The 15743-nt window shown below is 62.3% G+C and carries 14 protein-coding genes and 1 pseudogene; 9 read left to right on the top strand and 6 right to left on the bottom strand.

The features are described 5' to 3' along the window. Positions 1-288 precede the first annotated feature (288 nt). The 3 genes from guaB (at position 289) to ACEK02_RS24950 (ending at position 3772) form a co-directional block, all read left to right on the top strand. The gene (gene guaB, locus ACEK02_RS24960; RefSeq protein WP_371424185.1) at positions 289-1776 is read left to right on the top strand and encodes an IMP dehydrogenase; all 1488 of its coding nucleotides are present in this window, start codon (positions 289-291) and stop codon (positions 1774-1776) included. Between the two features lie 258 nt (positions 1777-2034). Further along, positions 2035-2661, top strand: coding sequence for a hypothetical protein (locus ACEK02_RS24955; RefSeq protein WP_371424184.1), 627 nt, complete (start codon positions 2035-2037; stop codon positions 2659-2661). Positions 2662-2749: 88 nt separating this feature from the next. Beyond that, positions 2750-3772 (top strand): NADP-dependent oxidoreductase, encoded by a 1023-nt coding sequence (locus ACEK02_RS24950; protein WP_371424183.1) that lies wholly within the window; start codon positions 2750-2752, stop codon positions 3770-3772. 24 nt (positions 3773-3796) lie between these two features. Here the strand turns inward: ACEK02_RS24950 and ACEK02_RS24945 are convergent, their stop codons facing one another. Together ACEK02_RS24945 and ACEK02_RS24940 are read right to left on the bottom strand one after the other, a co-directional pair. Continuing rightward, entirely contained in the window at positions 3797-4648 is an 852-nt protein-coding gene (locus ACEK02_RS24945) for a metallophosphoesterase (protein ID WP_371424182.1), read from the bottom strand. A gap of 69 nt (positions 4649-4717) precedes the next feature. Further along, positions 4718-5359, bottom strand: a complete 642-nt coding sequence (locus ACEK02_RS24940; protein ID WP_371424181.1) for an acriflavin resistance protein — start codon at positions 5357-5359, stop codon at positions 4718-4720. Positions 5360-5582: 223 nt separating this feature from the next. On the opposite strand from ACEK02_RS24940, the gene ACEK02_RS24935 reads away from it, so the two are divergent. Both ACEK02_RS24935 and ACEK02_RS24930 read left to right on the top strand, forming a co-directional pair. Next, positions 5583-5933 carry a hypothetical protein gene (locus ACEK02_RS24935; protein WP_371424180.1) on the top strand — a complete coding sequence of 117 codons (351 nt, stop codon included), beginning with the start codon at positions 5583-5585 and terminating at the stop codon, positions 5931-5933. A gap of 40 nt (positions 5934-5973) precedes the next feature. Continuing rightward, positions 5974-7281 carry an RsmB/NOP family class I SAM-dependent RNA methyltransferase gene (locus ACEK02_RS24930; RefSeq protein ID WP_371424179.1) on the top strand — a complete coding sequence of 436 codons (1308 nt, stop codon included), beginning with the start codon at positions 5974-5976 and terminating at the stop codon, positions 7279-7281. Between the two features lie 112 nt (positions 7282-7393). On the opposite strand, the gene ACEK02_RS24925 is transcribed toward ACEK02_RS24930, so the two are convergent. Beyond that, positions 7394-7768: a nuclear transport factor 2 family protein gene (locus ACEK02_RS24925; RefSeq protein WP_371424178.1), complete on the bottom strand. Its 375-nt coding sequence runs from the start codon at positions 7766-7768 to the stop codon at positions 7394-7396. A gap of 128 nt (positions 7769-7896) precedes the next feature. Between ACEK02_RS24925 and guaA the strand changes: the two genes are divergently transcribed. Then, positions 7897-9504: a glutamine-hydrolyzing GMP synthase gene (guaA, locus tag ACEK02_RS24920; protein WP_371424177.1), complete on the top strand. Its 1608-nt coding sequence runs from the start codon at positions 7897-7899 to the stop codon at positions 9502-9504. Positions 9505-9602: 98 nt separating this feature from the next. Here guaA and ACEK02_RS24915 read toward each other — a convergent pair whose 3' ends face one another. Continuing rightward, complete coding sequence (locus ACEK02_RS24915; protein ID WP_371424176.1) at positions 9603-10241, bottom strand: TetR/AcrR family transcriptional regulator; 639 nt, start codon at positions 10239-10241, stop codon at positions 9603-9605. 77 nt (positions 10242-10318) lie between these two features. Here ACEK02_RS24915 and ACEK02_RS24910 point away from each other — a divergent pair, with 77 nt between their 5' ends. Then, complete coding sequence (locus ACEK02_RS24910) at positions 10319-11488, top strand: FAD-dependent monooxygenase (RefSeq protein ID WP_371424175.1); 1170 nt, start codon at positions 10319-10321, stop codon at positions 11486-11488. A 215-nt stretch (positions 11489-11703) separates the two neighbouring features. Here the strand turns inward: ACEK02_RS24910 and ACEK02_RS24905 are convergent, their stop codons facing one another. Together ACEK02_RS24905 and ACEK02_RS24900 are read right to left on the bottom strand one after the other, a co-directional pair. After that, the gene (locus tag ACEK02_RS24905) at positions 11704-12303 is read right to left on the bottom strand and encodes an NADPH-dependent F420 reductase (RefSeq protein WP_371424174.1); all 600 of its coding nucleotides are present in this window, start codon (positions 12301-12303) and stop codon (positions 11704-11706) included. Positions 12304-12410: 107 nt separating this feature from the next. Further along, a complete protein-coding gene (locus ACEK02_RS24900) occupies positions 12411-13145 on the bottom strand; it encodes an SDR family NAD(P)-dependent oxidoreductase (protein ID WP_371424173.1) in 735 nt (244 codons plus the stop codon). Between the two features lie 274 nt (positions 13146-13419). Between ACEK02_RS24900 and ACEK02_RS24895 the strand changes: the two genes are divergently transcribed. Together ACEK02_RS24895 and ACEK02_RS24890 are read left to right on the top strand one after the other, a co-directional pair. Continuing rightward, positions 13420-14316: a LysR family transcriptional regulator gene (locus ACEK02_RS24895; protein WP_371424172.1), complete on the top strand. Its 897-nt coding sequence runs from the start codon at positions 13420-13422 to the stop codon at positions 14314-14316. 312 nt (positions 14317-14628) lie between these two features. Next, positions 14629-15743, top strand: a pseudogene (locus tag ACEK02_RS24890) (bifunctional aconitate hydratase 2/2-methylisocitrate dehydratase); the annotation flags it as partial.

The following is a 15743-nucleotide window of genomic DNA, read 5'->3' as shown; positions in this document are numbered from 1 at the left end:
TGCCCAAGCTGGGGGCGCTTTAACATCCTGCCGGAGTGTCGGCTATTGCGAGACGCCGAATACCTCCTAAATCATCCGTGACTGCCTCCGCTCGGTTGAAGGCCAAAAACGTCCAAAAATGCCTGTGCATGGCTGCCAAACGCTTTGATTCCGCGGGGCAGCATGCTATCGACCACCGCCAATCCTACTTGTGGGTTCAGATTCGACGACGGTGTCCCGCACCGCCGTCGAATTGGTGCATCCAGAGGTTTCTACCGCGATCCCCGAGGTCGCAGCATGGAGTTGGCAATGGCAGTCGTTCACAAGATCCGCGAAGCATTCACGTTCGATGACGTCCTGCTGAAGCCCGGCCTGTCGGACATCCTGCCTTCCGACGCCGATATCCGCTCGTTCGCGACACGTGCGATCCCGCTCAACATCCCAATCATCGCCTCCGCGATGGATACCGTCACCGAAGCCAAGATGGCGATCGCCATGGCGCAGGCGGGCGGTCTCGGCGTGATCCACCGCAACTTCGATCCGGAAGGCCAGGCCGCGCAGGTCCGGCAGGTCAAGAAATACGAATCCGGCATGGTGGTGAATCCGCTCACCATCGGTCCCGACGCCAAGCTCGCCGAGGCGCTCGCTCTGATGAGCGAGCACGGCTTCTCCGGCATTCCCGTCGTCACCGGCGCGAGCAAGGACGTTCCCGGCAAGCTGGTCGGCATTCTCACCAATCGCGACGTGCGCTTCGCCAGCAATCCGAACCAGAAAATTTCCGAACTGATGACGCACGAGAATCTCGTCACCGTGCGGGAAGGCGTCAGCCAGGATGAAGCCAAGCGCATGCTGCACAAGCATCGCATCGAGAAGCTGCTGGTGGTCGACGATCAGTATCGCTGTGTCGGCCTGATCACCGTGAAGGATATGGACAAGGCTGTCGCGCATCCGCTGGCCAGCAAGGATGCGCAGGGCCGTCTGCGCGTCGCCGCTGCCACCACCGTGGGCGAGGGCGGTTTCGAGCGCACCGAGCGCCTGATCGATGCCGGCGTCGATGTGGTCGTCGTCGACACCGCGCATGGTCATTCCATGCGCGTGCTGGAAGCCGTCACGCGCATCAAGAAGATCTCCAACTCCGTGCAGGTGATCGCGGGTAACATCGCCACCACCGAAGGCGCGCAGGCGCTGATCGATGCGGGCGCTGACGCCATCAAGGTTGGTATCGGCCCGGGCTCGATCTGCACCACGCGCATCGTCGCCGGCGTCGGCGTGCCGCAGCTCACCGCGATCATGGATGCGGTGGAAGCGACCAAGAAGCACAACATTCCCGTCATCGCGGACGGCGGTATCAAATTCTCCGGCGATCTCGCCAAGGCGCTCGCCGCCGGTGCCGATATTGCGATGGTCGGTTCGCTGCTCGCGGGCACTGACGAGACCCCCGGCGAAGTGTTCCTGTGGCAGGGCCGCTCCTACAAGGCCTATCGCGGCATGGGGTCGGTGGGTGCCATGGCGCGCGGTTCGGCGGATCGCTACTTCCAGCAGGACATCAAGGATACGCTGAAGCTGGTGCCGGAAGGCATCGAGGGCCAGGTGCCGTACAAGGGTCCGGTGGCCAATGTAATGCATCAGCTCGCCGGCGGCCTGCGCGCCGCCATGGGCTATGTCGGTGCCAAGACGCTGACCGAATTCCACGACAAGGCCGAATTCGTCCGCATCACCAGCGCCGGACTGCGTGAAAGCCACGTGCATGACGTGACGATTACCCGCGAAAGCCCGAATTATCCGGGTGGAGCTTAACTATATGCACGATATGCGGCGTTATCGCGGTGCCGCATAGGCATCGCTGCCTAAATTGAGCCCCACAGATCGGCGAAAACGCGCTATTGTTCGCGCGTCACGTGCGCTGTCGGCCATGTCTTCCTTAAGGACAGTTCTCCCAGGGCCGGACAGACCCGGCGCTGGGGCGTAGCCCCGCGCGACGTCCGTGACGCTGTTTCCGAGAATGATCTCGATACGTCGTTGACGTAACACCTGCAGAAAAGAACGTTGGATACCATGGCCATTGAATGGACGGACGAACGCATCTCGGCTCTCGACAATGCGCAGCTGAAAAACCTGCGCGAGAACGCCACACGCCGCGAGGTCACGGCATTGGTCGAGCTCTGCACCGCCGAACTCGCCAAGCGCAATGCCGACAAGCCGCGCCGGATCGGCCAGCCGCGCAGCGAGGCCAAGCAGTTCGAACACGACATGTCTGCCGAGCTCGCCACCGTCGGCAAGGCGATGGCCGAAAAATACGATCTCTCCGAAGCAACCGCCAAGGCGAAGTCCGAAGGCGTGAAGGGCTTCAAGGCGCACAAGCTGCTCGGCTCCGATGGCCATGCCAAGCTCGGCGGCATGCAGCGCGACGGCTCGGTCGCCGTGGATCGCTACATCTCCTATCGCCGCGGCACGGATATCGCGTCGCTCAGCGTGTTCCTGCTGAAGGACCAGCCGATCGAGGCGCATGAATTTCAGGTGATCGCACCGCTGACGATGCTCGACGGCGGCAAGCCGGTGGCTGAAATCCGCCCGACGGCAACGGCGGCGCAGAAGCAGTCGGCCGATGGCGGACTGTCCTTCAAGGATCTCGACAGCGCAGCTGCAGCATTCGACAAGGTCTTGGCGAAGATCACTGCCTGATATTTGCCGGTTTACGTTTTGAGTGCGGCGCGCGATCATCGCGCGCCGCACTTTTTTGCGATCAAGAAAAGCAAACGGAGAAGTACCCATGTCAGCAGCCAAACGCGTCGTTCTCGCATCGCGCCCACACGGTGAACCCGGCCCATCGAATTTCCGTGTCGAGGATTATGTGCTGCCGACGCCGGGTGAGGGCGAAGTGCTGCTCCGCACGATCTGGCTGTCGCTCGATCCCTATATGCGTGGCCGCATGAATGACGGTCCGTCCTATGCCGCGCCGGTGCCGGTGGATGGCGTGATGGAAGGCGGCACCGTGTGCGAGGTGATAGCCTCAAACAATCCGGGCTTTGCCAAAGGCGATATCGTGCTCGCCCATGCCGGCTGGCAAACCCATGCGATCTCCGACGGCAAGGGCCTGCGCAAGCTCGATCCGAAGCTGGCACCGATTTCAACGGCTGTCGGCATTCTCGGCATGCCGGGTATGACCGCTTATACGGGTCTGCTTGCTATCGGAAATCCGCAGCCCGGCGAGACCGTGGTTGTGGCCGCAGCCTCGGGCGCGGTGGGCTCCGCTGTCGGCCAGATTGCGAAGATCAAAGGTGCACGCGCGATCGGCATCGCCGGCGGTGCCGACAAGTGCCGCTATGTGAAGGAAGAGCTCGGCTTCGACGAATGCCTCGATCATCGCGATCCGGATTTTCCGGCGAAGCTGAAGGCCGCATGTCCGGGCGGCATCGATGTGTATTTCGAGAATGTCGGCGGTGCGGTGTTCGAGGCGGTGTTTCCGCTGCTGAATTTCTTCGCGCGCATTCCGGTATGCGGGCTGATCGCGCAATACAACGACACGACATCGGAAGCGCCGAAATGGGCCGGCGCGATGATGCGCAACGTCCTCACCAAGCGCCTCAACATTCGCGGCTTCATCGTGCGCGACTTCGCGTCGATGCATGGCGACTTCCTGCGCGACATGTCGCAATGGGTGCGCGAGGGCAAGGTGAAGTACAAGGAACACGTCACCGAAGGCCTCGACAACGCGCCGACGGCGTTCATGGGCCTGCTGAAGGGGAAGAACTTCGGCAAGCAGCTCGTGCGCGTCGGCCCAGACAAGGCATAAGCCGACACGCCTTTCAGGTCCTCGTTACTGCGGGCGCGCTGTGCCGTCCGCAGTGATGACGGTGAACAGATCGATATCGGTTTGCCCCGGCGCGCGGCTGTGACGGACTTCAAAGCCGCCGGGCCGGAAACTGTATTCCACGAGCCCGACTTCCTTGACGCCGATCGTTTCCTGCTTGTCCTCCGGACGGATGATGAAACTGCTCGAGGGCGCCCAGATGTGCCGGGTGCTGCGCCATCTGTAGTCGCGCCGCTGGTGCACATGGCCGCAGGCGACGAGCCGCAGATCGACAGGGTCGAGCAGGTCGATGAGTCGGCGGCGCGCCGGCATCGGGACATAGCGGATCGACGTCGCGGCCAGTTCTGGATCGTCCGGGGCATTGAGAAAGAGCGGCTTGTGGATGAACAGCGCCAGCGGTCGTCCGTTCAGGCCCGCCAGTTGCGAGGCGAGCCAGTCGAACTGCTCCTCTTCGCAGGCGAGCCCACTATTCATGATCAACGAGTTCAGACCGATGAAACACCAGCCGGCCGCGTTGAAGCGCCAGTGATCGTGACCAAAGACGGACACGAAGACCTGCCGGTTTTGCTCGGAAATCAGCTGGCCTGGCGGCGGGGCAACCAGAGTCGGATTGTCGCCGATGTCGTGATTGCCCGGCAGGTAGCGGCAGGCGATGGATAGTGCGTCATGCTGTGATTTTGCGAAGGCCAGGTCATCGGGATGGCCCGGACCGTCGAAGGCAACGTCGCCACTATTGATGACGAGGTCTGGCTTTGCCGCGTCGATGAACGCGCTGACGCGCTGGAAATTTGCGACGAATTGCGGAAAGCCTGCGCTGAGATGCGTATCGGTGATCTGGATCAAGCGGAATTCGGACATGGCGGGAACTCCTTGGCGGGGAGTGTAGCCGTCTCGGATGTCAGTCAGATGGCTCGCGCGACCAAAAGGTTAGATCACGCGATACCTGATCGCATAGCCGTCGTCGGTGCGGACCGTCTTGCCCGCACTGGCTGAGGCGATCGCCTGATCGACCAGATGCCACGGGCTGAATTCAGCTTGATGGCTCGGGCTTGCGGCGAGCCGCAGCTTGAAGATCAGCGGTGTTTCGCCGGCTACATTCACGATCATCACGCGCTGTGTGGTGCGAAATTTCAGCGGCACCGTACCCTTGAGAATGCTCTCGCCTTTGCTCGTGAAAGTCGGGCCTTCGCTGATGGCCGCGAGCGCCTGATTGCGGTCGGTATGCAGCTCGATCTGCGTGGCTTCCGCGTTGATCTTCGCGGCGACGGCATCGGGCAGGCGGATTTCAAACTCGACGGCGGGCCTGGTCGGATTGATGCCGAGATAGCCCAGCGCCGTGTGGCGCATGTCGGTGGCGGCGAAGGCCAGCAGGCCCAGTACGGCGAGGGTGGCGATGCCATGTCGGACCACGTCATGGACCGAGCGATACCGGGCCCGGAAATAGAGAGTCAGCAGGACGGCGACGGCCAGGGCCGCAGCGGCGCCGGCCAGCGCCGACATGGTGAGTCCGGCCCAACTGTCCGGGTCGCCGGGCGTTAGCATTGCAAAGAGGTCATCGAGATAGGCCATGGCAGGGCTCGCGGGCAGAACTCTTGAGGGTGGTGCGCCGCCGGGCAGCGCCTGCAAATGGGTGTCGAGGGCCGCCCAGCCGGTTCAATGGAACCCGAGATGGGGCCGGCATGGAACCGGGACGGAACTCTTGGGCCGGTTAATCGTCATGTTCCAGGGGGCGGGTCTGTAGCGCGAGCGGGTGCCGCGCGGCCCTGAACCCTCAGTGGCTGAGGAAATTTCAATGTCGATTCAATGGGTTTTGTTACCGGTCTTCGTGCTGGTGGCGATTACGCTGGGCATGTTCTTCTGGACCGGCCGGCGCGGCGGCGTTCTGAGCCGCAATGATGCCGGCGACTTGCCGAATACCGCTCCGCAGCTCGATCTGCTGTTTTACAGCCTGATCGCCATCGGCCTGCCGCTGCGCAAGATCGACCTGGTGCTGGTCTGCCTGTCCTGGGTGTTCGTGATCGCCCGCTTCGTGGGCGCCGGATTCATCGCCAATAGCCGGGGATCGCAGGCCTGGCTCGCCAGCGCGCTTGTGTTGTTGGCGATGTGGTTCTACTTCGCGCTACGGATGCTTCTTCTGATCTGATCGGGGGCGGCGTCGCGCCTCTCTCCGTCGAAAGATTGCCATGACTCCCGCCGCACGCCTCTCCGCCGCGATCGAAGTGATCGAGGCCATCGACACCCAGCGTGTCCCCGCCGCCAAGGCGCTGAAGGAGTGGGGCACCGCGCACCGCTTCGCCGGCTCCGGCGACCGGGCCGGGATTTCCGGGCTGGTGTGGGACGTGCTGCGGCGGCGGGCGTCCAGCGCCTGGATCATGGATGACGACACCTCACGCGCGCGGGTGCTCGGCATGCTGAAGGCCGAACGCCAGATGGACGTGGATACGATTGCTGCGCTCTGTGATGGCAGCCGCTTTGCGCCGGAGCCGCTGTCCGACGCGGAGCGCTCGGCACTGGCGTCGCGCACGGTGGCAGATGCTCCGGCGCATATTGCCGGCGATTATCCGGAATGGCTCGACGGCCATCTGGCCGAGGTGTTTGGCGACGACCGCGTCGCGGAAGCAACTGCGATGGCCAGCCGTGCGCCGCTCGACCTGCGCGTCAATACGCTGAAGGCCAAGCGCGAGAAGGTGCTGGGCTCGCTCCGGCATCTGGGCGCCGTGGAGACGCCGTGGTCGCCGCTGGGCCTGCGGATCGATCTCGGTGCCGATGCGCGCAATCCCGGCATCCATGCCGAGGAGGACTTCATCAAGGGTTCGATCGAAGTGCAGGACGAGGGGTCGCAGCTTGCGGCGCTGCTGTCCGGCGCCAGGCCCGGCGAGCAGGTAATCGATCTCTGCGCAGGCGCCGGCGGCAAGACGCTGGCGCTGGCAGCGATGATGCAGGGCAAGGGCCGGCTGATCGCAACGGACGCCGACAAGCGCCAGCTTGCGCCGATCCACGAGCGCCTGTCGCGCGCTGGCGTCCACAATGCCGATATCCGCACGCCCAAGGGGCCGGACGACACATTGTCCGACATCCACAACTCCGCCGATCTGGTGCTGATCGACGCGCCGTGCACCGGCACCGGCACCTGGCGCCGCAATCCCGACGCCAAGTGGCGGATGCGGCCCGGCGCCCTCGAGGTCCGGATCAAGGACCAACAGGAGGTGCTGGATCGTGCGGTGGCGCTGGTGAAGCCGGGCGGCCGGATCGCCTATGTGACCTGTTCGGTGCTCCCCCAGGAAAACCGCGACCAGATCCGCGCCTTTACCGCCCGCCAGCCGGAGTTTTCCGTGGTGCCGCCGGAGCAGGTGATGTCGGTGGTGTGGGGCAAGTCGGAGGATTTCGCGGCGGCGACGTATCAGAGCTCCGACGGCCTGCTGATGACCCCGCGGAAGACGGGAACGGACGGGTTTTTCGTCAGTGTTTTGAAGCGAGCGATGGCGCCGTAGGATGGGGTAGAGCCAGCCTGCGCGTGAGCGCGGGCCGGCGAAAGCCATCTGCCCGCGGGAGTGATGGGTTTCGCTGCGCTCCGCCCATCCTGCGACCGAGATTCAGCCGGGCTCAATGCGCGAGGTGATTGGCGGAGCCCTGGACGATTTTCCCGGCTGCATCGAGGCGCAGATATTCGCAGATCTGCGCGCCGCGCTGGTTGCTGTAGAACACGATGACGCTATCGGGACTGGTGAAGATCTCGATCAGGTCAAAATGCAGGTCGGGAAGGCTGGCGAGCGCCTTGCTCCAATAAGCGCGCAGGTTGGATTTGCCGCGCACCGTGCCGTTCGGATCGACGCCGAGCCGCACGATCACCTCCGACGTCATCTCGCAGTCCTCGGCATAGAGCGCGAGAACCCGGTCGAGATCGCGGGCATTCCAGGCTGCGACCCATTCGTGGCCGAGGGTGGTCAGGTGGGCGATGTCGTGAGGTGTGGCTTGCATTTATTCCTCCCCTGATGTATTTAGGTCAATAATACTTACCTATTTTGGGTTGTCCAGATAGTGGAGAAGCATGGGCGCCAGTCGTTTCGACAGTTGCCGATGCGCGCCTTGTCGCGTAATTCCTCGCTATGACAGCCCCCAGCAAAACCTCCGTTTCGCCCGCCGATCCGTCACCCCATGTGGCCGCGGCGCATGACAAGATTCTGATCGTCGATTTCGGCTCCCAGGTGACGCAGCTGATCGCGCGGCGCGTCCGCGAGGAGGGCGTCTATTCGGAAATCGTGCCGTTCAACAAGGCGGAGGCTGCCTTCGCCGAGATGAAGCCGAAAGCCGTGATCCTGTCAGGCGGTCCGGCTTCGGTGCTCGACGACAACGCGCCCGCGGCGCCGCTGTCGATCCTCACCGCTGGCGTGCCGGTGCTGGGCATCTGCTACGGCGAGCAGACCATGGCGCAGCAGCTCGGCGGTACCGTCGAAGCCGGCCATCACCGCGAATTCGGCCGCGCCGCTATCGAGATCACCGACACCTGCGCGTTGTTCGACGGTGTGTGGGAAGTGGGTGGCAAATACGACGTCTGGATGAGCCATGGCGACCGCGTCACCAAGATGCCCGACGGCTTTCGCGCCGTCGCCAAGGCGCCAGGCTCGCCGATCTCGATCATCGCCGACGACACCAGAAAATTCTATGCGATGCAGTTCCACCCCGAAGTGGCGCATACGCCTGACGGCGCGAAACTGATCCGCAACTTCGTGCGCAACATCGCCGGCTTCACCGGCGACTGGACCATGCGCGCCTTCCGCGAGGAAGCCATCGAGAAGATCCGCGCGCAGGTTGGCAAGGGCAAGGTGATCTGCGGTCTGTCAGGTGGCGTCGATAGCGCTGTGGCGGCCGTGCTGATCCATGAAGCGATCGGCGATCAGCTGACCTGCGTATTCGTCGATCACGGCATGCTGCGCAAGGACGAGGCCAAGACCGTCGTCGACCTGTTTCGGCACCACTACAATATCCCGCTGGTGCATGTGGATGCGTCGAAGACGTTCCTCGGCGAACTCGCGGGGGTTACCGATCCCGAAGTGAAGCGCAAGACCATCGGCCGTCTGTTCATCGACGTGTTCGATGCCGAGGCGAAGAAGATCGGCGGCGCGGATTTCCTCGCGCAGGGCACGCTGTATCCCGACGTGATCGAGAGCGTGTCCTTCACCGGCGGGCCTTCAGTGACCATCAAGTCGCATCACAATGTCGGCGGACTTCCGGCCCGCATGAACATGAAGCTGGTCGAGCCGCTGCGCGAACTGTTCAAGGACGAGGTCCGCGATCTCGGCCGCGAACTTGGCCTGCCGGACATCTTCGTCGGCCGTCATCCGTTCCCTGGTCCTGGCCTCGCGATCCGCTGCCCCGGCGAGATCACGCCGGAGAAGCTCGACATCCTCCGCGAAGCCGACGCGGTCTATATCGATCAGATCCGCAAGGCCGGTCTCTACGACACGATCTGGCAGGCCTTCGCCGTGCTGCTGCCGGTGAAGACCGTCGGCGTGATGGGCGACGGCCGCACCTACGAATACGTCGTCGGCCTGCGCGCCGTGACCTCCACCGACGGCATGACCGCCGACTTCTACGCGTTCGACATGAAGTTCTTGGGCGAGACGGCGACGCGCATCATCAACGAGGTGAAGGGCGTGAACCGTGTGGTGTATGACATCACGAGCAAGCCGCCCGGGACGATTGAGTGGGAGTAGGGTAAGAGGAAGACACGCTAAAGGGCGTAGCCGATCCCCGTTCGTCTCCAGTCTAATCTCATCGCTTCTCGCCGCGAGGCTCGATAAATGTGGCCAAATCAAGCGTAAGCAGTCTTTGCGAGGGCTGCGACTGCCCCGGCGATCCCGCGGTCGATTACCGCAAGGAAGCACCGCTTCGCCTCGCCCGCGTCGCGCGTGCAATCAAAGAGTTTCTGCGCTTCACTGAAGGCGACGTTCCAGGTCGATACGATGAGTCCGGCTGCAAGATGAGCGTTCGGATCACCAGTTGGTTGGTTGCTGGCATCGGCCAACACGATTGCTAATGCGCGGGTAAAATCGTCTCGCATCTCCCGCGCGCGCGCCTTGAGCGCCTCACTGGCCATGGCCGTCTTGATGAACCAACTCGTGTCTCCGGACAGCATCACAAACTCATGATCCTGCGTAACAAGGTCATGCGCCAGTTTGCGGGTCGCTTCGATCGGCGAGACGCCGGGCCCACGTTTGCGAATAGCGTCGAAGGCCAACGCCTGAATCTCTTCCTCGCGGTCGAAGAACATGTCCTCTTTCCGGGGGAAATGATTGAAAACTGTCATACGGCCCACGTCAGCAGCTGCAGCGATTTCGTCGATCGTTACGGAATCGAAGCCCCGCTCAAGGAATAGACGGGTCGCCGTGTCCGAGATGCTCTGGCGGGTTGCCAAACGCTTGCGCGTGCGTCGGTCGATTTTTTCGTCCATCAGGTCTTGCCCTTAAATATACTCAGTATATATTGGGACTTAATATATTTAAATATCCATCTCCCATGGAGTCTTCTATGGTCGACCAACCTGTTTCCGTCCAGAATCCTCACACGCCTTCCGACGCCCCTGTGCTGGTTAGTGGCGCAAGCTTCGCGGGCTTGGCGACGGCTTATTGGCTCAACCGACTGGGCTACCGGGTCACGGTGGTCGAGGTTGCAAGCGGGCTTCGCAAAGGCGGGACGCCGGTCGACATCGAGGGCGAGACCGTTGGCATTCTCGAACGCATGGGCATGTTCGATGCTGTTCGAGCCAAGGCGCTGCCCCCGCGTACGTTTGAGTTCAAGGACGCTCAGGATCACACGCTTGGCAGCTTTGGTCTTGAAAGCGGCCCAGATGCGCCGCCGCGCACCCGGTTTGAGATACACCGTGATGATCTGCTGGAAATCCTCTTCGCGGGGATTGATGGATCGGTCGAGTTGCTGTTCGGCCGGTCGATCAAACAGCTCAACGATGGTCCTGAAGGCGTCACGGTCACGTTGGATGACGGGACGCTGCGCACCTATGCCCTAGTGTTTGGCTGCGACGGCAATCGCTCCAACACGAGGAAGTTGGTGTTCGGCGCTGAGAAGAATTTCACTTACTTCATGGGAGGTTATGTCTATCTGAAGGTCGTGCCGGTGACGGGTATATTACCGTCCAATGTATCGCAGGTGTTCAGCGTGCCACGCCGAACGGCAATGCTGAACGGCTACGACGATCGAACCGACATTGGCCTCGCGTTTCGCACCGAGGGCGAAATCGAATACGACTACCTCGATCGCGCGCAGCAGCGAGCGATGATCCATGACCATTTCGACGGGCTAAGCTGGAAGGTGCCGGCCGCCCTGACGCATGTAGACACCGACGACGATTTTTACTTCGACAGGATCAACCAGATTCGGATGCCGTTTTGGTCGAAAGGGCGGGTCGCTCTCGTGGGTGACGCAGGCTATTGCGTATCACCGGTGGCAGGCATGGGCGGCTCGATGGCGATCATCGGGGCGGGACGGCTTGCTGAAGCGTTGGAACGGCACGGCGCCGATTACACCGCCGCCTTTCAAGACTATCACGACAAACTGCAGGCCTTTGTCGATGAGGTTCAGATAAGGGCAGCTAATGAAGGCATGGCAACGATATTCCCAGCCGACGATGCCGAAATTTCAGAACGTGACCGAAAACTCCGCGACGGCGAGCTTGACCTTTAGCTACCATCGGATCAGCCAGGATCATATCTTGCGAAGCGAATTGCGCTCGCAAGCCTCGACGGAAGGCCAATCGTCTGCGATAGGTAGCGAAACCTAACAAACAATTTCTTGGAAGAAATCGTTGTGAATCAGCAGCGTTGGTTCGGTCGCGCGCGGCTCGCAGAAGTTCGCGCGCGCGACCAGTTCTCGGCGTCGATCACGCGGTCGTCGATCGATTATTGTTCCTTCTTGAACAAATCCTGGAAGATGAGCTGGCCCCAGGTGCGGCCGCGTGCGTGCACCAGCGCGCCACCTTCGTTGAGCTTTCCCAGCTTGACGGGTGCGAAGCCGAGTTGCTTGGCCAAATCCGCAACGGGAGCGATCGCGTCCTCGTCGTCACCAGACAGAAAGACGACCCGGTGGCCACCCGCGACCACCGGGTCGGTCGCCAGTGTGGCTGCGCCCAGATGATTGAAACCTTTGACGAGCCTGGCGCCGGTGAATGCCTTCGCGACGACCGCGGAGCCCGGGAGACCGTCCGGCTCGTCGGGGCCCGGAAACAGGTTCATCGCGTCGATGACCGTCTTGCCTTCCCAGCTCGGTAGGGCCTGCGCAACCTCGCGATGCTCGCCGAACGGGACCGCCAGGATGATCGTGTCGGCCTCGACTGCTTCCCGCAGCGACCTGGCGGCGACCCCGGGTCCAATCGCCCGGGCCTGCGGCGCCAATGCCTCGGGCGGGCGGCGGCTCGCGACGGTCACGTCGATGTTTTTGCGGGCGAAGGCGTGGGCGAGCGCCTGGCCTATCTTGCCGAATCCTATAATTGCGTAGCTCATCATCTTCTCCGATTTGTTTTGATAGTGATTCACGGCCTTCGGGGGCGCCGGGTTATTCGGTCTGCCGCGGCGCCCGCGTAGAGGTCCCTGTGGTGAACGTGGTGCGGTCAGATCGCCGAGAAGCCGCCGTCGACAGACAACGCCAGCCCATTCACGAAGCTTGAATCGTCTGAAGCCAGAAACAGCGCGACCGCCGCAATTTCCTCAGGGCGACCCATCGTTCCCCGCGGGATCAGGGATGCGAACATCTGCTTCGCTTCTTCCGTGAGAACCTGATCCTGCATCGGTGTGGCGATTGGCCCGGGGTGCAGCACGTTCACCCGGATATTCCTGCTCTTGAGTTCGTTGAGCCATCCGCGTGCGAATGCGTGCAGCGTCGCCTTGCTCGCCGCATACACGCTATAGCCGGGAAAACCTTTGAGCGACGCAACCGACCCGGTCATGAAGATCGATCCGCCATCGTTGAACAGCGGCAACGCCTTCTGAACAGTAAAGAGCGTACCGCGCACGTTCAGGCCGAAGGTCGCATCGAAATGCTGCTCGGTAATCTCGCCCAGCGGGACGGCTTCGCCCGTGCCTGCGCTCGCATACAGCACGTCGATCCCTCCCTTTTCGCGCTTGACCGTAGCGAACAGGCGGTCGAGGTCGTCGAGATTGGCCGCGTCGCCGCGTATGCCGGTCACGTTCCGGCCAATCAGCTTCACCGCCTCGTCGAGCGCCTCCTGCCTCCGGCCCGTGATGAAGACATAGGCGCCTTCTTCAACGAACCGCTTGGCGCTCGCCAGCGCCATGCCGCTCGATCCGCCCGTGATGACTGCAACCTTACCGTCAAGCTTTCCCATAACTTCTCCTTCAGACTCCGTGTTTGGTCGTTCGGGGATGCCCCCGAGAACCTCGACATAGGTCCGCCGGAGTCAGGCGTTGAGTGCGGAAGCGCGCACATCGGTGGTGCAAAATCGATCCGGATCGACGATTGACGTCAGCCGCGACGATCGGCGTCCGCGTCCGGAATTGAAGCCTTGCTCGTCAGTGCAGGCTATGATGAGCACCCGTATTGCTGTTCGATGTGTTAGACACCGGCTCTGGAAGGCGCACCTGATGGTGCGGGATTGCACCATGATCGACTGGGACGACGTTCGATACTTTCTTGCCGTCGCGCGCGGAGGCTCGGTGCGGGCTGCCGCCGAGCGCCTCGGAGTGAACCACGCGACCGTGCTGCGACGCATTGCCCAGCTTGAGGAACGCCTCGGGGTCCAAATGTTCGAAAAGCTGCCTTCGGGTTATCGCCTGACGGCTGCGGGCGAGGAGGTTCTCGAATTCGCGGACCAGATGGAAGCGTCGTCACATCTGCTGGAGACGCGCGTTTTCGGGCGCGACCAAAGCGTGCGCGGTCTTCTGCGCGTGACGCTGGCACCGACCCTTGCGACACATCTGCTGATGCCGGATTTCGCCGATTTCGCGCGTCTGCATCCGGACATCGAGATGGAAATCTTGTCGTCCGGCGAGCTGGCAAATCTGACCAACCGAGAGGCCGACGTGGCAATCCGCGTCGTCTACGACCGCAAAACCCTGCCGCTCAATCTTCATGGCTTGAAGGGCGCGGATCTGTTCGGTGGCGTCTACATCTCCCGCGACCGACTGGCCGCGTGGCAAGCGGGTGCGCCTGATCCGATCCGATGGATCGTCATCAGCAGCCATGGCATCCCGGACTGGGCCCGGGAGAGTGAAGTTCGCACCACAGGGGTTCCGTTCAGAACCACGGATGGCGAGGCGCAGATCGCTGCAGTCCGGCAAGGGCTCGGAATGACCGTACTGCCGTGCTTCGTCGGAGATGCGGATCCCCTGCTGGTGAGGGTGCCGGGCACCGGCCTGCACATGCATGGCACGCTCTGGCTTCTCACACAGGGGGAGACACGCAAGACGAAGCGCGTGCGGCTCTTTACTGAGTTCGTGTCCGGAAGGCTCGCCGCCTACGCGCCGTTGCTCGCGGGGCTGTCCATATCGGGCGACTGACGCGCGGCGGGTCGCCGACCACCAATTTGCTGACGGTGGCGGGTCAGACCGACCTTTCGGACGTGTCTTCGGAGAGCTTCTTTGCGACAGGTCGGGTGAGAACCGGCATTTCAGCCCGGCCAGCATGCCTGCCGTCATGTTTTGACCGTTGAATGCTGAATCTAAAGGGCTATTTTTACTGCGATGCGGTATCTTGTCAGTCGGTCGCGATTGACGTACTCGAAGCCGAATTCGCCTTTAGACCGGTTTTAACAATAACGGTTGGTGGCGCTGCGTTTCCAGCGTCAACCACCTCATGACGTTGGGATGACGATGAGCCTCTATTCAGATTACCTCGCTGAAATCGAAAGCAGAAAAGCTCAAGGCCTCGCTCCCAAACCGATCGACGACGGCGCGCTCACCGGCGAAATCATCGCCCTGATCAAGGACACCGGCAGCGAATACCGCGCCGACGCCTTGAAATTCTTCATCTACAACACTCTGCCGGGCACCACGAGCGCCGCAGGCGTCAAGGCCGCCTTCCTGAAGGAGATTATCCTCGGTGAGGCGATCGTCCCGGAAATCACGCCGACCTTCGCGCTGGAACTGCTGTCGCACATGAAGGGCGGCCCCTCGATCGGCGTGCTGCTCGACGTCACGCTCGGCAGTGATGCCGGGCTGGCGAAGCAGGCCGGTGAAGTTCTGAAGACCCAGTTCTTCCTCTACGACGCCGACATGTTCCGGCTGCGCGATGCCTTCAAGGCGGGCAATGCCGTCGCCAAGGGCGTGCTCGAGAGCTATGCCAAGGCCGAGTTCTTCACCAAGCTTCCGGATGTCGAGGACGAGATCAAGGTCGTGACCTACATCGCCGCCGAAGGCGATATCTCGACCGACCTGCTGTCACCCGGCAACCAGGCACATTCGCGTTCGGACCGTGAGCTGCACGGCCAGTGCATGATGACGCCGCAGGCGCAGCAGGAAATCGTGGCGCTGCAGAAGCAGCACCCCGACAAGCGCGTGATGATGATCGCCGAGAAGGGCACGATGGGCGTGGGTTCGTCGCGCATGTCCGGTGTGAACAACGTGGCGCTGTGGACCGGCAAGCAGTCCAGCCCCTATGTACCCTTCGTCAACTTCGCGCCGATCGTCGCGGGCACCAACGGCATCTCGCCGATTTTTGCGACCACCGTCGACGTCACCGGCGGCATCGGCGTCAATCTCAAGAACTGGGTCAAGAAGCTCGACGCGGACGGCAAGCCGATCCTGAACAACGATGGCAACCCGGTCCTCGAGCAGAAATTTGCGGTCGATACCGGCACCGTCCTGACGCTCGATGCCAAGGGCAAGAAGCTGCGCGACGAAAACGGCAAGGAACTGGTCGACGTCGCTGCCGCCTTCACGCCGCAGAAGATGGAGTTCATGAAGGCCGGCAGCTCCTATGCCATCGT

Origin of the sequence: Tardiphaga sp. (genome assembly GCF_041424195.1) — a bacterium.
In the GTDB taxonomy this organism is placed as follows: domain Bacteria; phylum Pseudomonadota; class Alphaproteobacteria; order Rhizobiales; family Xanthobacteraceae; genus Tardiphaga.
Note: the sequence above shows the minus strand (reverse complement) of the source record. Positions and strands in the feature narration are given on the sequence as shown.